The 15,684-nt window shown below is 38.2% G+C and carries 13 protein-coding genes; 7 read left to right on the top strand and 6 right to left on the bottom strand.

The genetic code is table 11. The features are described from left to right. Positions 1-144 precede the first annotated feature (144 nt). The gene (locus MHB65_RS07475) at positions 145-1,131 is read left to right on the top strand and encodes a BMP family ABC transporter substrate-binding protein (RefSeq protein ID WP_342442970.1); all 987 of its coding nucleotides are present in this window, start codon (positions 145-147) and stop codon (positions 1,129-1,131) included. Further along, positions 1,128-2,789 (top strand): methyl-accepting chemotaxis protein, encoded by a 1,662-nt coding sequence (locus MHB65_RS07470; protein ID WP_342442969.1) that lies wholly within the window; start codon positions 1,128-1,130, stop codon positions 2,787-2,789. The genes MHB65_RS07475 and MHB65_RS07470 overlap by 4 nt, the downstream gene beginning before the upstream one ends. A gap of 642 nt (positions 2,790-3,431) precedes the next feature. On the opposite strand, the gene MHB65_RS07465 is transcribed toward MHB65_RS07470, so the two are convergent. Then, the gene (locus MHB65_RS07465; RefSeq protein ID WP_342442968.1) at positions 3,432-4,190 is read right to left on the bottom strand and encodes a glucose 1-dehydrogenase; all 759 of its coding nucleotides are present in this window, start codon (positions 4,188-4,190) and stop codon (positions 3,432-3,434) included. 165 nt (positions 4,191-4,355) lie between these two features. Here MHB65_RS07465 and MHB65_RS07460 point away from each other — a divergent pair, with 165 nt between their 5' ends. The 3 genes from MHB65_RS07460 to MHB65_RS07450 all read left to right on the top strand — a co-directional run bounded on the left by MHB65_RS07460 (position 4,356) and on the right by MHB65_RS07450 (position 7,608). After that, on the top strand, positions 4,356-5,537 hold the full coding sequence (locus MHB65_RS07460; protein ID WP_342442967.1) for an AraC family transcriptional regulator: 1,182 nt from the start codon (positions 4,356-4,358) through the stop codon (positions 5,535-5,537). Positions 5,538-5,671: 134 nt separating this feature from the next. Then, complete coding sequence (locus MHB65_RS07455) at positions 5,672-6,670, top strand: permease (RefSeq protein WP_342442966.1); 999 nt, start codon at positions 5,672-5,674, stop codon at positions 6,668-6,670. 11 nt (positions 6,671-6,681) lie between these two features. After that, positions 6,682-7,608: a TIGR03943 family protein gene (locus MHB65_RS07450; protein WP_342442965.1), complete on the top strand. Its 927-nt coding sequence runs from the start codon at positions 6,682-6,684 to the stop codon at positions 7,606-7,608. 34 nt (positions 7,609-7,642) lie between these two features. Here MHB65_RS07450 and MHB65_RS07445 read toward each other — a convergent pair whose 3' ends face one another. Continuing rightward, a complete protein-coding gene (locus MHB65_RS07445) occupies positions 7,643-8,905 on the bottom strand; it encodes an NtaA/DmoA family FMN-dependent monooxygenase (protein ID WP_342443707.1) in 1,263 nt (420 codons plus the stop codon). Between the two features lie 235 nt (positions 8,906-9,140). Between MHB65_RS07445 and MHB65_RS07440 the strand changes: the two genes are divergently transcribed. Continuing rightward, on the top strand, positions 9,141-9,629 hold the full coding sequence (locus MHB65_RS07440) for a hypothetical protein (RefSeq protein WP_342442963.1): 489 nt from the start codon (positions 9,141-9,143) through the stop codon (positions 9,627-9,629). Between the two features lie 36 nt (positions 9,630-9,665). Here the strand turns inward: MHB65_RS07440 and MHB65_RS07435 are convergent, their stop codons facing one another. Next, the gene (locus MHB65_RS07435) at positions 9,666-10,796 is read right to left on the bottom strand and encodes a CamS family sex pheromone protein (protein ID WP_342442962.1); all 1,131 of its coding nucleotides are present in this window, start codon (positions 10,794-10,796) and stop codon (positions 9,666-9,668) included. A 996-nt stretch (positions 10,797-11,792) separates the two neighbouring features. Beyond that, positions 11,793-12,188: a VOC family protein gene (locus MHB65_RS07430; protein WP_066038252.1), complete on the bottom strand. Its 396-nt coding sequence runs from the start codon at positions 12,186-12,188 to the stop codon at positions 11,793-11,795. A gap of 168 nt (positions 12,189-12,356) precedes the next feature. Here MHB65_RS07430 and MHB65_RS07425 point away from each other — a divergent pair, with 168 nt between their 5' ends. Then, a complete protein-coding gene (locus MHB65_RS07425) occupies positions 12,357-13,307 on the top strand; it encodes a LysR family transcriptional regulator (RefSeq protein WP_342442961.1) in 951 nt (316 codons plus the stop codon). Between the two features lie 69 nt (positions 13,308-13,376). On the opposite strand, the gene MHB65_RS07420 is transcribed toward MHB65_RS07425, so the two are convergent. Further along, entirely contained in the window at positions 13,377-14,882 is a 1,506-nt protein-coding gene (locus MHB65_RS07420) for a succinate CoA transferase (protein ID WP_342442960.1), read from the bottom strand. A 30-nt stretch (positions 14,883-14,912) separates the two neighbouring features. Then, positions 14,913-15,548, bottom strand: coding sequence for an HD domain-containing protein (locus tag MHB65_RS07415; protein ID WP_342442959.1), 636 nt, complete (start codon positions 15,546-15,548; stop codon positions 14,913-14,915). Positions 15,549-15,684: the final 136 nt, after the last annotated feature.

Raw genomic sequence — 15,684 nt, 5'->3', positions numbered from 1 at the left:
ATTTCTAACTTATTATGTATATAGAAATGAATCCTTATTCTTATACGTTCTCAGAAATTTATTTCCACCGAAGTCTGACATCAGACTAAAAATATTAAGTTTTTGCCGATATATATTTTATACACAACAGGAGGTACACATATTTTGAAGAAATTAATTACTACTTTTCTTTTGATTGCTCTGTTGATAGCAGGCTGTTCTTCAACACCAGCAGAAACATCAACTGAAGGATATAGGATAGGCATTTTACTATCAGATGCAGGACTAGGCGATGAATCATTTAATGACTCCGCTTTTAAAGGATTAGAAAAGGCACGCGATGAGCTTGGTATTTTGTTTGATTACAAAGAGGCTCCTGATGGTAATTACGAGGAAAAGCTGAATGAGCTTGTAGCAGAAAAATATGATGTCATCATTGGTCTCGGTTTCTCTGTACAAGAAGCACTAGAAAAAACAGCGAAGCAATATCCAGACCAGCAATTTATACTGATTGACGGACAATCTGATATTAACAACATCATTTCGATTACCTTTAAAGAACAAGAAGGTAGCTTTTTAGTTGGCATGATTGCCGCTATGACAAGCATAACTGGAAAAATTGGCTTTATTGGTGGTGCAGATGCTCCCGTTATTCATCACTTTGAAAATGGTTTTATCGAAGGAGCTCGTTATGTACAGCCATCGATTGAAATTATGAGTGACTATGCTGGTACCTTTGACGATACCCAGGCGGGTGCAGCAATAGCAGAAAGATATATCAAAAATAACGTTGATTTTATTTACCATGCAGCGGGCTTTACTGGCTTCGGAGCGATTAAAAAGGCCGAGGAAATGGGTATTTATGCAGCAGGTGTTGATATCGATCAATTTTTTGTTGCTGAAAAAACAGTTGTCACATCCATGCTGAAAAATGTTGACCTAGCCGTCTATCAACTTGCTAAAGCATTAGTAGAAGATGGGAAAATTACTGAAAAATCGTTTGCATTAGGTTTAGCGGATCAAGGCGTGGGACTAGCAGATATTCGTGTAATACAACTAACAGCTGAGCAACAAACTGCCATCGAAAAAGCCCAAGAAGCCATTATTTCAGGAACGATAAAAGTTACTGCAGAAAAGGGGAATGGCCAGTGACACTACGTAAGAAATTATTTATGAACACACTGATTCCAATCGTACTGGCTATGGCGATGATTGGCTTTATTATCATACAAACATTCACAATCCAGACCACAGCACAGGATGATACGAAACTTTTACTTGCAGTGAAAGAACTAGAGCAAAGTTTAGTTGTTGCCAGTCAATCTTTAAATAATTTTACCTACTTAGATAGTGAAGCCAATAAAAACGAAGCGCTCGCTATTTTACAAGAAACAAAAAGTAATTTAGGGGCATTAGCCTCTCTAACGAAAATACCTGAGCATCAGACAATCGTCGAAAAAATAGCTAGTAAATTTGAAAATCTAGAAAAAGCGACTGAAAGCGGGTTTCAAGAAAACAATCGCTCTGAAATTAAAAAGCAGTCCATCAGAATTAAAGGGATTTTAAACGATATGTATGTGCTCAAAAAGGAAACGAACGAATGGTATCAAGAAATGATACAAGTAACGAAGCAAAAAATAGGTTTCATTACAACCTCTACCATCATAGGTAGTGTGCTATTAATTATTGCTACGATACTTTATTCCTATGTAGCTGCGAAAAGAATTACCAAACCAATTAATCAGATTGTAGATTGCGCACAAGCCGCAGCAACAGGAAACCTAACCATTGATACCTCTACCCTTTCCTATCAAGCAAACAGTCGATATGAGATTGATCAATTAACAAAAAGCTTTTCAGAGATGATGAATAATTTAAAAAGTACCGTACAATCCATCGATTATATTGGAAAAGACGTTAATTTGTTTACACAAGAGGTGACGAGCCATATGAATACTATTCATGAAAGTAGCAATCAAGTCGCTACTTCTACCGATGAATTAGCAAAAGGCAGCTATACGATGTCTGAAGACATTCAATCAGTGGCACTCCAAATGAATAATATGGCAGATCAATTTAAGGATGTAATGCGTACAAGTGAGCAATCGGCTGACACTGGTAAACAGGCTCTGGAGGCTGTTCAAAATGGTCAGTATTCATTGGAAAAACAATCGGCCATTGCGCAGGATATTTCAACCACATCACTTGATATTAAAGAGGCTGTTACCCAATTCTCTCAATTTACTTCAGAGATTGAAGGAGCAGCCAATGCTGTCCACACGATTGCCAGCCAAACAAATTTATTAGCCTTAAATGCTGCCATCGAGGCTGCACGAGCGGGAGAAGCAGGTAAAGGGTTTGCCATTGTTGCCGAGGAGGTTAAAAAGCTCTCTTCAGAAACGGAGAATGCAACGAATTTAATCACTTCTATGGTTACGCATATTCAAGATGGCATTACGCACATCCTTACTACGGCTGAACGAGGTTTTCAGCTATCAAATGAGCAATCACAATCCATGGTTGAAACGGAACAATCATTTGCCGTTATTACCATGCATATAACAGCTATCCATCGCGATTTACAAAACCTCACAAAAGAAATGGTGCAAACAAATGAAATGAGCCAGCAAGTAAATAGTACCATTGAAAATATTTCTGCTATTACGGAAGAAACGGCTGCCGGTACAGAAGAAATATCGGCATCAACCCAAGAACAGCTACTATCCTTCCAAAAAATTAGTGCTAAAATCGACGAACTTCAAGCTATGACTGATACGTTGATGAATGAGCTCAAAAAATTCACCCTATAGCCGACTCGGTTCATTACCCCAAGAAATCCAGTGAAATGATTCACTGGATTTCTTCTTAGTGTTGAAAACAAAACAGTCTATTGAAAGGTAGAAATGGATTTCTGTTGCAGGTTACTTGCTTTCCTGTGGGCGAGCGCCGAGCCGCTTCCTCCGCACCGCTCCGTTTAGTGGCTCGCCTGTCTCGCTATCCCACGGGAATCAAGTAACCTTCCACTCCAACCCACAAAAGTGTTACCTTTTTAGCAAAGGTTTTCAAATAAAGTGAAGGTGCTCACTACTCTTTATGAAGGGGTGTTGTCACGCATCACTTCTCCACATTAAAAATAAGAGCTTATCCCCTCTAAGAATACAAATAATGAACGATTTAATCGCTATGCTACTATGAAAAAAAGTAAAGACACTTTGCAGAATGGTTGATTGGAGTGGAGCCAGCGTCACTCCTTGGGGATTTAGCGTCACAGAGGAGACCCTGGAGCGAACGAAAGTGAGTGAAGCGGCTCCTCGGACGCCCCCTGGAAAGGACGCTGGCGGAACGGAAATCAACCTCTCACTTTGCAAAGTTGCTTTTTCTGCCGTTGACATCATCTTTTTGCAACAAAAAGAAGAAATCCAGTGAAATGATTCACTGGATTTCTTCTTTCATTATAAAGTTAAGCCACCATCAACTAACACGATGGAGCCTGTCATATAGCTTGCTTTGTCCGATGCTAGGAACACAACCATTTCTGCTAATTCTTCTGGTTTCGCATAGCGGCCCATTCTCATGTTTGGAATTTCCTCTGGCACATAGCCACCTGTTTCAAACATGGCAGTTACACTGTTTGTTAATGCTGTTTCTACTCCACCTGGACAAATACCATTGATACGGATACCTTTTTTTACATACTCCAAAGAAGCAGATTTTGTTAAACCAACTACTGCATGCTTACTTGCAGAATAGACAGCCATACTGTGCTCACTGCGAACACCCGCTGTAGAAGCTGTATTAATAATAGAGCCGCTTCCTTGTCCTTCCATTACTTTTAAAACATGTTTTAAGCCAAGGAATACACCCTTCACATTGATCGACATAATGCGCTCATATTCTGCATCTTCAATCTCTGTTAATGGAGAGATTTTTTGAATAACCCCAGCATTATTGAAAAATATATCAATGCGTCCATACGTATCAACAGCCGTATTGACATATTTCTGAACGTCTTCACTTTTTGAAATGTCAGCCTGAACGAAGATACCTTCTCCACCCTGCTCTTTAATCAAGCTTACTGTTTCTTCCCCTGTTTCTTTGTTGAAATCCACAACTACCACTTTTGCACCATTGCTAGCAAGTTTCAAACTGCTGGCTCTTCCAATACCGCTTCCTGCGCCCGTTACAACTGCAATTTTATTCAAAAGATCCATCTTCTATTCCTCCCTAACATTTTGAAGTCACTGTCTATTTTATTGCTACTTCCCCTTCATTTATTGTATTATTCTACACAAAATAGTACTTTCTCAATGTCTATACAATAAAAATTGTAACGGCTTTCATTTTGATAGCATCATTACGAACTGGAGTGTAGGAACATGAAAATTACCACTATCGACCTTCAATACATAAGTCAATTAATATACGAAACACATCATCTTCCAGTCACTTATATTAATTCGTTGGGAGACATAATTTTTGACTATTCAACAACCAATAATCCATCTTACATTTCTTTAAAGGAACAATTGAAAACATATCCTTATCATAAGGATACAAATGATTATCCGATTTTTTTCTCTTATGCTGAATTTAATTTCTTCTATATCAACGTGCAGTTAGAGGATCAATATTTAGGGGCGATTGTAGTTGGTCCTTCTCTTTCTCCAGAAGTGGTAGACATAAAGACAAATGTTAATCAAGAGCTAATTCCTATTCTTCATTATCAGCAATGTTTAGCCATTAGTTTGTTTGTGTATTACTCGATCTATCAAAAGAAATTAAATAAAACTGCTGTCATTTATCATAACCAAGCATTAAGACCTCTAATTCGTCATGAGGAAAATACTGCGCTTGAGCTCTCATACGCTAGAAGAAATGATATTGTTCATACAAATCTTTATTATGAAAAAATATTGTTAGACAATGTGAAAAATGGACGTATGGAGAAATTAAATGAAGTTTTGAATTATTCCATTGTCGAGCAGGCAGAACTGGGAATACTTTCAAAACGCAATAATTTAAGAAGTGTTCAATATTTGATGATTACAGGAATTGCCCTAATTTGCCGTGCAGCGATTGAGGGTGGTTTAAATGAAGAAACAGCCTTTACATTAAATGATTTTTACATTCAAAAGCTAGAGGATCAAACCAGTTTAATCGATATTCTTTCGTTAATGGAGGAAGCTATTTACGACTTTACAAGCCGTGTATCGCAGGCCAATACAAGGAAATATTCAGCACCCATTACTACCTGTATCCATTTTATTGAAAATCAATTATATGGGGATCTAACACTCGACCAACTTTCAGCTATTTGCCACCTAAGCCCCAACTATCTTTCCTCCTTATTTAAAAAGGAAGTAGGGACTTCCTTTAGTGAATATATTCAGCAGCAAAGGATTGATGAGGCGAAAAAACTCTTAACATTTACCAACTATCCAATTCTAGACATCGGTTCATTACTTAATTTCACAGATCAAAGCTATTTCATTAAAGTTTTCAAAAAATTTACGGGTATCACCCCTAAACAATATAGAACTAAGTATTCTCCTAAATAATTCGATAGAGAGGGAAAGTAAAAAGATGGTAGGAACCAATTTTTACTTTCTCTTTCCTTTTTTGAAGTAATAACAATATCATCTATGTCATATCTTACATTAAAACGTAACCATTACACTTTAAGGAGGTCTATGTGGAACGTCTCCATTTTTCTAAATATGTATTGAATTTTTGGTTCCTCTTCATTTTATTCATAGGCATGCTACCACTACTGTTATTCAACGTCTCAGCACTAAACGACCTTAGTTCCTCTCTACTCAATTTAAATACGATATTTTTAAGTATTTTAATTGAAGCATTACCATTTGTCTTAATTGGAATACTGATTGCTGGCTTTATTCAGATATTTATAACAGAGGAACATATCCAAAGGTGGATTCCTCGAAACCCTGTGATGGCCGTCATCATGAGTTGTCTTGTAGGTGCATTATTTCCAGCCTGCGAATGTGGAATTGTTCCGATTGTTAGAAGATTAATTGCCAAAGGCGTACCTATACATGCAGCTATGGGCTTTATGTTAACTGGTCCACTTATTAATCCCGTTGTTATTCTTTCTACCTATATGGCATTTGGCAATGATTTAAGAATAGCGAGCCTTCGAATGCTCGTTGGCTTTGTCATCGCCATTGTCGTAGCATTACTCATCAGCTTGTTTTTTAAAGGCTCACAATTTAAGAGCTCTTTACAGCCCTACTCATTGACAACCACTAGTCAACAAACATCTTTCGTCACAAAACTATTAAATATGGTCAAGCATGCCATCGATGAATTTTTTGATATGGGCAAATACTTAATTATCGGGGCATTTTTAGCTGCCTTTGTACAAACCTATATATCAACCAAAACACTCGTAGCAATTGGAGACGGTGAATCCTCCTCCATTCTAGTTATGATGAGCTTAGCCTTCATTCTGTCACTTTGCTCTGAGGCAGATGCCTTTATTGGCGCATCCTTTAGTGCTATTTTCTCCACTCCATCCATTCTGGCCTTTCTTATTTTTGGCCCTATGATCGATTTGAAAAATACCATTATGTTGATGAGCGTATTTCGCTTAAAATTTGTCTTTTGGTTAATCGCCTTAGTGGCTACAGTTGTCTACATTAGTATATGGATGCTTTCAGCGTATCTCTAAGGGGGAAAACCATGAAATTTCACGTTCAACAAGCGCTAAGAGCCTTAATGTTACTTGCCTTTTCGGCTATGATAGCCAACCTGCATTGGACCGGAGAACTAACAAAATTCATCAACCCTAAATATGAAAGCCTGAGTAAAACAGCCGCCATCTTATTTTTTATACTATTTCTTGTTCAATTGACTAGAGTTATATCTTTTTCAAAGGCTCCCCACTCATGTGAGCCTACCGGACAAGCTTGCTGTTCCCATCACGACCATGGTCACTCAGCCTTTACAAGAAAAAAAATGATTGCCTACCTCATTATCATGACACCGATAATGACAGGCTTTTTCGTGCCAGCTAAAATTTTAGATGCTGCCGTCGCTGATAAAAAAGGTGGTGCCTTTATTCTCACCCAGCAAAGTCAATCATCTAAAATAGAGGATTATCTCACTTCAAATGAAACAATTGATGAAAACATCTATGATGAGCATGATGCTGATCCGCGACTGATGGAAGAAAAACAGGAAATGACAAAAAAGCAATATGACCAATTAAAGCAACAGTTATCCCAACAATCGATGCTGAAAATGACCGATGAGGACTATACGATCTATTACGAGGAAATTAATCAAAATTTAGAAAACTATTTGGGGAAGAAAATACAGTTGAAGGGCTTTGTTTTAAAAGAAGAAAGCTTTACAGAAAGGCAACTAGTTATTTCAAGATTTCTTATTACGCATTGTGTCGCCGATGCCAGTATCGTCGGCTTTCTAACAGAGTTTCCAGACGCTCCAACACTCACAGAAGATACATGGATTGAAGTGGTCGGTACAATTAGTCAAACAACATATGAGGGTGCAAGCTTACCTGTTATCCATATTGATGATTGGGTAACAATCGAACAACCCGAATCACCTTATCTTTATCCGATTAATATTCGAATGAGTTTCTAGCAATAAAAGGGCAAAGCTTATGGCTTGCCCTTTTTCAGCTATTAATTGGAGATCGCACATCTAAGCCTAAATGGGAACGTAATGTGCTACCTTCATATTCAGCTCGGAATAACTCCCGCTCTACTAACATGGGAATAACGTCGCTAAAGAATAAATCTAAAGATTTCACAGGGCCACCTGGTACAGCAATAAAGCCATCCAATGCGCCCTCCTCATAAAAAGTAACGATTTGATCGACAATATCCTGTGGTGTGCCGATTGCTACAAGATGGGCTGAGCCAATTACCTCGGGGCGTGCTAACAATACCTCAACAGTTGGTTCATTTTCTATAATATAACGACGCACCAAATCTGCATGTGTTTTACTACGTACTTTTTGATCTTTTGGTGGCAACATATCAACGGTCACCTGATCTTCAATTGACAAATGACGAACATCCATACCAATCACAGATTCTAAAGCACTGTAGCGTCGTTCAAGCGTTAAATGTGCATGCGCTTGTCGGTGCATTTCGAGTGCTTCTTCATATGTATCACCTATAAAGAAATACAGCCCAGGTAATAAGCGAATATCGTCGGCAGAACGCCCTACTTCAATGGCACGTTGACGCAAATCATTACGCATCTCAATGCCCACCTCCATAGCTGGTGTAGCTGCGAAAATGGCATTGGAAACAGTAGCTGCAAATTGTCGCCCAACATCCGACGCGCCTGCTTGGAAGAGCGGAATCTCTCCTGCTGGATGCATAGGGAGATTTAGGGGACCTTTAATATGGAAAAATTCGCCCTCATGTTCAATAGGTTTGACAAGCTCTTTTATTTTTTCTATATTCCCATCCGTTTCTAATGTTTCGTAGGGTTGACTATGCCATAGCTGCTTGACCACCTCTGTACATTCTGTAGCTTTAGCATAACGCTCTTCTGAAGAAGGCATAGATTCATTGCTGAAATTATGGGCACCATCTATGGAGGTCACAATATTCCATCCAACTCGCCCATCACTAATCCAATTCAAGGATTGCAATTGACGCGCAATCAGATAAGGTGGCGTAAATGATGTGGAGATCGTTGTCACTAAGCCAATCTGTTTGGTTTCTCTTGCCACCATCGCCATTAAAAAGCTAGGATCTAAGCCAACCGTTCCTTTCATTTTAGCCATTAATTCTGGATGAGCTATTAAATAATCAGCCTTAAATACAAAATCCAATTTTGCTGCCTCAGCACGCTGCGCAAATGCAATATGTTCATCTATCAACGCACCTTGCTTGCCATGATTACCGTGAACAGCTAAATGCATCCCAATAATAAGATGTCTTTTCATTGTTACTCCCCTTTCAACAATTGAAAATGATTATCATTTTCATAATAAACATTCATTTCAAAGATTGCAAAGAAATACTTTTATGTTTTAGAACGCCTTCACCTATAAAAATAGGTGCTCCGTTTTAATGAGCACCTAAACTAATATTTACTATACAGTTAAATAAAGGTATTATTAAGATGATTTCAAAATATATTTAAGCGGAGGAACCATGAGAAAATTTGCCTCTTTATTAACAGTGACTCTTTTTATATTTCCACTTGGTGGAGCATCTTATATAGCTAATCATACACACAGTTCATCTCGTCAGCCGACTCTAGCTGCTACTGCTGAAGAACCTCATTCTACTATCATAGCTGAACAAAGTGATGAAATGGGTGATGGTTCTCCCACTCTTCTTGCAACTTCTACTACCTTTCCAACAGGTCAGGGTTCAATGAGCTTTAATTATCAAGCAACTAGTAATAGCACTGATGCAATTCGAATTTATGTGAAAAATAACAGCACACAAGCTATTAGGTTTATATTAACTGCACCTAATGGAACGGCTTGGATAGAAGGAGAGATCATTAAGCCTGGGCAATCGTTTACGACAAATTACAAGGTGGATGCGAGCCTAGCAGGTGAATGGTTCATGAAATTTGATAATAGTGATGGTTCTTCAATTTCAGTAGATATAGACACAAGCTACGAAATTTGAAATAGGAGCTGACCCCTTTAGATTTCCATTTACGACTTAAATAGGCGATGCAAAAATTTGTTTTTCTATTGGGTCCCAAAGGACAATTCCTACATCCCCATTATGGTCGATTACTCGAACTGTAATGGGAATATAATCAAATAAAATTGTATTTAACTTGGTACTAGTTAACTGTAGCAAGCCAATTAATTCTACATCATTTATCAGAGGAATATGTAAATCCATGTTAATATCTGTTAGTTTGCCATCCTCATAACGCAGTTTCCCTATAATTTTAGGGTTTAAATGTTTAAATCCAGCTTGAATATCCTCTTTAAAAATTAATATTTTATTATACATATTTTGGTCTAAACTATATAAGGCATCTGAAGGGAATGTATAATACTTTTTATTAACCTCAGACCATTTTGAGATGGTATCTGTATCTTTCGAAATAAAGGTTTCAGCTAAAAATATGCCTGGTATAATATCGTTTATATTAGATTCTTGATATAAAGTTAAATAAATAGGAACTCTCGGATACTTTTCATTTTTTCTTATATCCGCAACAATCTTTTTAGCCACTTCTTTACCGTATTTTTCAACATCATTGATTTCATCATCATTTTGATCTACTTTCACTTGGCCCGTGTAAATTAAGCCATTTTCATCGGAAACTCGTATGTCATAAAATTCATTTAATGAGATCGCGATCGATATGCCCTCAACTTTGTTATTCTCTTTATTAATAAAGTTTTGTTCTAATACATGAGAGAGAATCAAAGGATACTTTTTTTCATCCTCCAGCACATTGCCACTTCTCTTTTCAATAGCTGGGTTTAAACAAATACCTTCATCTTTTTTCCTGCTTAACCATTGGGTGATCGTATTTTCATCCAAATACTGACCTTCCTGCATATAAAACTTGTCTGTTGAAAAATGACTCACTGACAAATCCATGAGTCCTCTCTCGATTTCATTGATATTTAGAGCATTGTTCATTTTTTTGACGATTAAACCTCTAGCAATATTGACTTTTGCAGGCTGTTGAATTTCATAAACTTCCTTTTTTTGAACCGATGAAATATACATTTTCTCATTAGCAGTAACACTCTCACCCTCACTACTACAAGAAGCTAACATCATTATGGGTGCGATTAAAAATAACATACGCCTTCTTTTTTTCATTACAATTTCTCCTTGAATACTATGTATCATGTGATAACTTCCCTAATTTAACCATAACAAATTTACCAAAATAAAACATTATATATTTACAAATCTCCCCATTTACCTACCAGATGATCATAAAAGACCTATGTTCGCTTTCTCGAACATAGGTCTTTCTGCTTTAAAGTTTTTTCACCTGATTAAGAGCGAGTTTTTCCCTATTTGAACGGGTTCTCACTACTTTAGAGCGGAGCTTACCATTTTATGAGCGGGTTCCGATCATTTTTGAGCGGGGCTTACCATTTTAAGAGCGGGTTCCCTCTACTTTGGAGCGGCTCTCACCTTTTTAGGAGCGAGTTCTTACTACTTTAGAGCGAGGCTCACCTCTTTAGGAGCGGGTTCCCTCTACTTTGGAGCGGCTCTCTCCTCTTTATGAGCGGGTTCCCTCTACTTTGGAGCGGCTCTCACTCTTTTAAGAGCAGGTTCCCTCTACTTTTGAGCGACTCTCTCCTCTTTAGGAGCGGATTTCCTATACTTTAGAGCGACTCTCTCCTCTTTAAGAGCGGGTTCCCTCTACTTTTGAGCGGCTCTCTCCTCTTTAAGAGCGGGTTCTCCACATCTTGGAGCGACTCTCTCCTCTTTATAAGCGGATTCTCCACATCTTTGAGCGGCTCTCTCCTCTTTAAGAGCGGGTTCCCTCTACTTTTGAGCGAGTCTCTCCTCTTTAATAGCGGGGTTCCCACATCTTGGAGCGGCTTTCACCTCTTTAAGAGCAGGGTTCCCACATCTTGGAGCGGCTCTCTCCTCTTTAAGAGCGGATTCCCCACATCTTGGAGCGACTCTCTCCTCTTTATGAGCGGATTTCCCACATCTTGGAGCAGCTCTCACTCATTTAGGAGCAGCTTCCCTCCATCTTTGAGCGGCTCTCACTCATTTAGGAGCGCAACCTCCTTATATTGGACCAGTTCCCACACATTCAGGAGCAACCTCTCACTTTCCAACATTGAGCAAATACTATTTGGCATTTTTATCAGGCTGGTGAATACCAAATACATTGCCTTCCGTATCAATATAATAGCCTTGCCATGCCATCCCTGGTAATGCATACTTGGGCATGGCTACTTTGCCACCGTTTTCAAGAATTTTTGCTTCTGTTACATCATAACTTTCGACACCCATTGTACAAGCAAAGCCATTCAGCGCTTGGTTTGTTTCTGGTGGAGGACCTTGGCGTTGCATTAAAGCACCGTTAATGCCCAGTTCATCATCTTCACCTGTCACGGCACCGAAGTAAGGCATGCCTGCATAGTCACTCCAGTCCTGAAATGACCAGCCAAATACTTTCCCATAAAAATCCTTTGCCCGATCCATGTCACTTACATGAATTTCAAAATGAACTAATCTCCCCATAGTATCCTCCTTAAGGATGATGTATTTGAACATATTTACTATATATCATTTTTCTGAAGATTAAAATTAATAAATCATCTATCAATTAAATTAACCTATATTTCTCGATGCTCAAGCTGAAAATGCTATAATATATGAAAATTTGAATTGATAAGAAGGTACGTTTATATGGAGATACGACAGCTTGAATATTTTTTTGTTCTATGTAGTGAGCTTCATTTTACAAAGGCTGCCGAAAAATTAAATATTTCTCAGCCCACACTCAGCCATCAAATAAAGGTTTTAGAAAATGAGCTTGGCTTACCTCTATTCGATCGTCTAGGAAAAAAAATCGCTATTACAGATGCTGGTAAAATTTTATATGAACAGTGTACATATATTTTTAGGGCAATGGATAATACGAAAAATCAGATGACTGAACTAAAAGAAATAAAAGCAGGGAAATTAGTGATTGGTACTTTGCCAGGAGAATTAACTGATTGTGTATCAGATTATTTGCTGGACTATTATCAGGATTATCCAGACATACAGGTTTGTATCAATAGCTCAGATGATTTGTTGCAACTATTTAAAAACAATAAAATAGATTTTGCCATTTCCTACAAACAAGACAATATCGATTATGAGGAGGAGCAGCTTCAAATCGTTCCATTGTTTACGGAGGAACTAAAGGTCGTTATTCATAAACAGCACCCTTTAGCAGGATTGGATACCATCCCATTGCAAAAGGTGTTAGCACATCCATTGATTTTATTTCCAATAATACATCAGTGTAGAAAGGTAATTGATGGAGCCGCTCGTAAAGAAAAACTTCACATTACACCAAAATTAGAAACAGCTAGCATCCAAGCGATCTTTAAATTAGTAGAACAAAATGTGGGAGCAACGATTATTTCGAAAACACTTTGTAACTTGCATAAATCGGATACTATTTGTGAGCGTTCGATATGCAATCCACCCCTAACACGTGAAATCGTCCTGCTCTATCGAAAAGATAAATTTATTAATTTTGCGGCTAAAGCTTTCATTCGTCTACTAGTAGAGCAACTTGATCTTGCACAACTTTCACTTTCAGATAAAAGTCGACAACTCATTCGTTCATTAGTCATGTCTCAATAAAAAATGGACTAAACCCAGCACTCGTCGTGTCTGCGTGTAGTCCATTTATTTTTTAGCTAAATAGGCATCTTATTTTTTCATTGTCTTGGCTTTGGCAAGATGCACATGCCAAGATAATGCTTCTTCTAAAATATGTGGCGTATGGTGATTACCTGTTTTCTCCACCGCAGCCTGATAATATGCCCACAATTGCTGACGATAATCAGGATGTGCACAATGATCAATTATTCGTGGTACTCTCTCTTTCGGTGCTAGCCCACGTAAATCAGCTACACCAAACTCTGTGACAATAACGTCCACATCATGCTCTGTATGATCCACATGGGATACCATAGGAACAATACTGGAAATACTGCCTCCCTTCGCATAGGATTTTGTAACAAAGATTCCCAATCGTGCATTGCGCGCAAAATCGCCAGAACCACCAATACCATTCATCATTTTTGTACCTGAAACATGTGTAGAATTTACATTTCCATAAATATCTACTTCAAGAGCTGTATTGACGGAAATGAGCCCTAAACGACGAATAATCTCAGGGTGATTCGATATTTCTTGAGGGCGTAATAGTAAACGATCTGCATATTTTTCTAGCTGACTATACACCTGTTTGCCTCGTTCTTGTGATAGCGTAATGGACGTACCTGAAGCAGATTTTACTTTCCCTGCATCTATTAATTCAAATACAGCGTCCTGCAACACCTCCGAATAGATTTCCAAATCCTCAAATTCAGATTCTAAAAACCCATTTAACACTGCATTGGCTACTGATCCAACACCCGATTGTAGTGGCGCTAATGTCTTCGTTAATCGTCCAGCCTTCATCTCCTCTCTTAAAAAATTGAGTAAATGGTCTGCCATTTTTGCGGTTTCCTCATCTGGTTGTACAATCGTTGAAGGCGCATCAGCAATTTCAGAAAGCACGATGCCTCGAACTTTCGTTATATCTAATGGGATACCAACCGCTCCAATTCGCTCCCCCGCGCTAGTTAAAGGAATAGGATCTCTACTTCCCTGTACATCAGGAATATAAATATCGTGAATGCCCTCTAAAGAAGCAGGATGTGAAACATTGAGCTCAATAATTATCTCTTTCGCCATTTGCACAATAATTGGCGAATTCCCTACAGAGGTTGTAGGTATCAGCAAACCATCTTCTGTAATAGCAGTTGCTTCAATGATGGCGAAATCAATTGGACCCACAATGCCTTGACGCATTAACTCAGCATTATGTGAAACATGTGCATCTGTATATAAAATTTCTCCGTTATTAATCATTCGGCGAATCGCTGGGTCACCTTGATAAGGGGCTCTCTTCCGAATGATCCCCGCTTCAGCCATCTGCTGATCCACCTCTGGACCAAGTGAAGCACCTGTATAAACATCCACCTGAAACTTTTCCACTTTCGCCTTTTCAACAAGCGCTAAAGGTACAACTTTTGCATCTCCCGCCCTCGTAAAGCCACTCATACCTAATATCATACCGTCCTTTATCCAAGAAGCAGCCTCTTGCGCTGAAACAATTTTATTTTGCAAAGCAGTATGACGAATTTTTTTATGTGCCAATTTCAACATGTAAGATATCCCCTTATCCCATTTTAGTTTTTATTCAGACCAAGGTGAATGCAAGACACAGTCACAAAAATTTTTAGGTTTGTAGTTTGGAATAAATAATGCACACACATCTGATTTTATATTGCCAAATGTTGTTTCAGGTTTATGCTTAAACCCTTCAAAAAATGCTGGCAATATCTTTTGTTTAAATTGGTCGCGTGGAAAAGCATTGAGAACGGCATTTCGTTCATCAGCCGTTAAATCATCATAACCATCGCCCATTACATCAAGACCTACGCCTGCATATAACAAGCCAACTTCATGTTCTTTATGCTCAGCAATACCAATTGTCGTATGAAGTGCAATCGCATCCCATACTAGTTGAATTGACTGTTCATCAATATGATGCAATGCTAAAAACTGACGTGCTGCATTAGCGCCATCCACCTCAAAGCGCTTATCTACACTACTAAACTTCTTTGTTAAGCCTAAATCATGAAATAAAGCACTAACGTATAAAAGTTCCGCATCAAATGATTTCTTAGCTTTCTTCCCTTGTATTGCGCCAAATAAATAAACACGATTGGAATGATTCCACAGTAAATCAGAACCATGTTCCTTTAAAACTTCCTGTGCTTCTAAGGCTAAGCGACTGTCAGGTATCTTAATTCCTGCAATATTTGTCATCCATTCTTTCCCTCCTCTGTTAAAATACCAATAACTCGATGGTTTATAGAGAATTATATGGAACTTCATATCTATTAATCAATTCTATTATTTCTATAATAATCATAGAATTTATCTATAATATAACTATCACTTA

Source organism: Lysinibacillus sp. FSL K6-0075 (assembly GCF_038592945.1).
GTDB classification, from domain to species: Bacteria; Bacillota; Bacilli; order Bacillales_A; family Planococcaceae; genus Lysinibacillus; species Lysinibacillus fusiformis_F.
This window is presented reverse-complemented; position numbering and strand designations above follow the sequence as displayed.

What these genes read in the sequence shown, in the direction of transcription:
- MHB65_RS07465 (WP_342442968.1), bottom strand. Translation starts at nt 4,190, where the DNA reads ATGGATCTTTTGAATAAAATTGCAGTTGTAACGGGCGCAGGAAGCGGT.
- MHB65_RS07460 (WP_342442967.1), top strand. Translation starts at nt 4,356, where the DNA reads ATGAAAATTACCACTATCGACCTTCAATACATAAGTCAATTAATATAC.
- MHB65_RS07450 (WP_342442965.1), top strand. Translation starts at nt 6,682, where the DNA reads ATGAAATTTCACGTTCAACAAGCGCTAAGAGCCTTAATGTTACTTGCC.
- MHB65_RS07445 (WP_342443707.1), bottom strand. Translation starts at nt 8,905, where the DNA reads ATGCATTTAGCTGTTCACGGTAATCATGGCAAGCAAGGTGCGTTGATA.
- MHB65_RS07440 (WP_342442963.1), top strand. Translation starts at nt 9,141, where the DNA reads ATGAGAAAATTTGCCTCTTTATTAACAGTGACTCTTTTTATATTTCCA.
- MHB65_RS07435 (WP_342442962.1), bottom strand. Translation starts at nt 10,796, where the DNA reads ATGAAAAAAAGAAGGCGTATGTTATTTTTAATCGCACCCATAATGATG.
- MHB65_RS07430 (WP_066038252.1), bottom strand. Translation starts at nt 12,188, where the DNA reads ATGGGGAGATTAGTTCATTTTGAAATTCATGTAAGTGACATGGATCGG.
- MHB65_RS07425 (WP_342442961.1), top strand. Translation starts at nt 12,357, where the DNA reads ATGGAGATACGACAGCTTGAATATTTTTTTGTTCTATGTAGTGAGCTT.
- MHB65_RS07420 (WP_342442960.1), bottom strand. Translation starts at nt 14,882, where the DNA reads ATGTTGAAATTGGCACATAAAAAAATTCGTCATACTGCTTTGCAAAAT.
- MHB65_RS07415 (WP_342442959.1), bottom strand. Translation starts at nt 15,548, where the DNA reads ATGACAAATATTGCAGGAATTAAGATACCTGACAGTCGCTTAGCCTTA.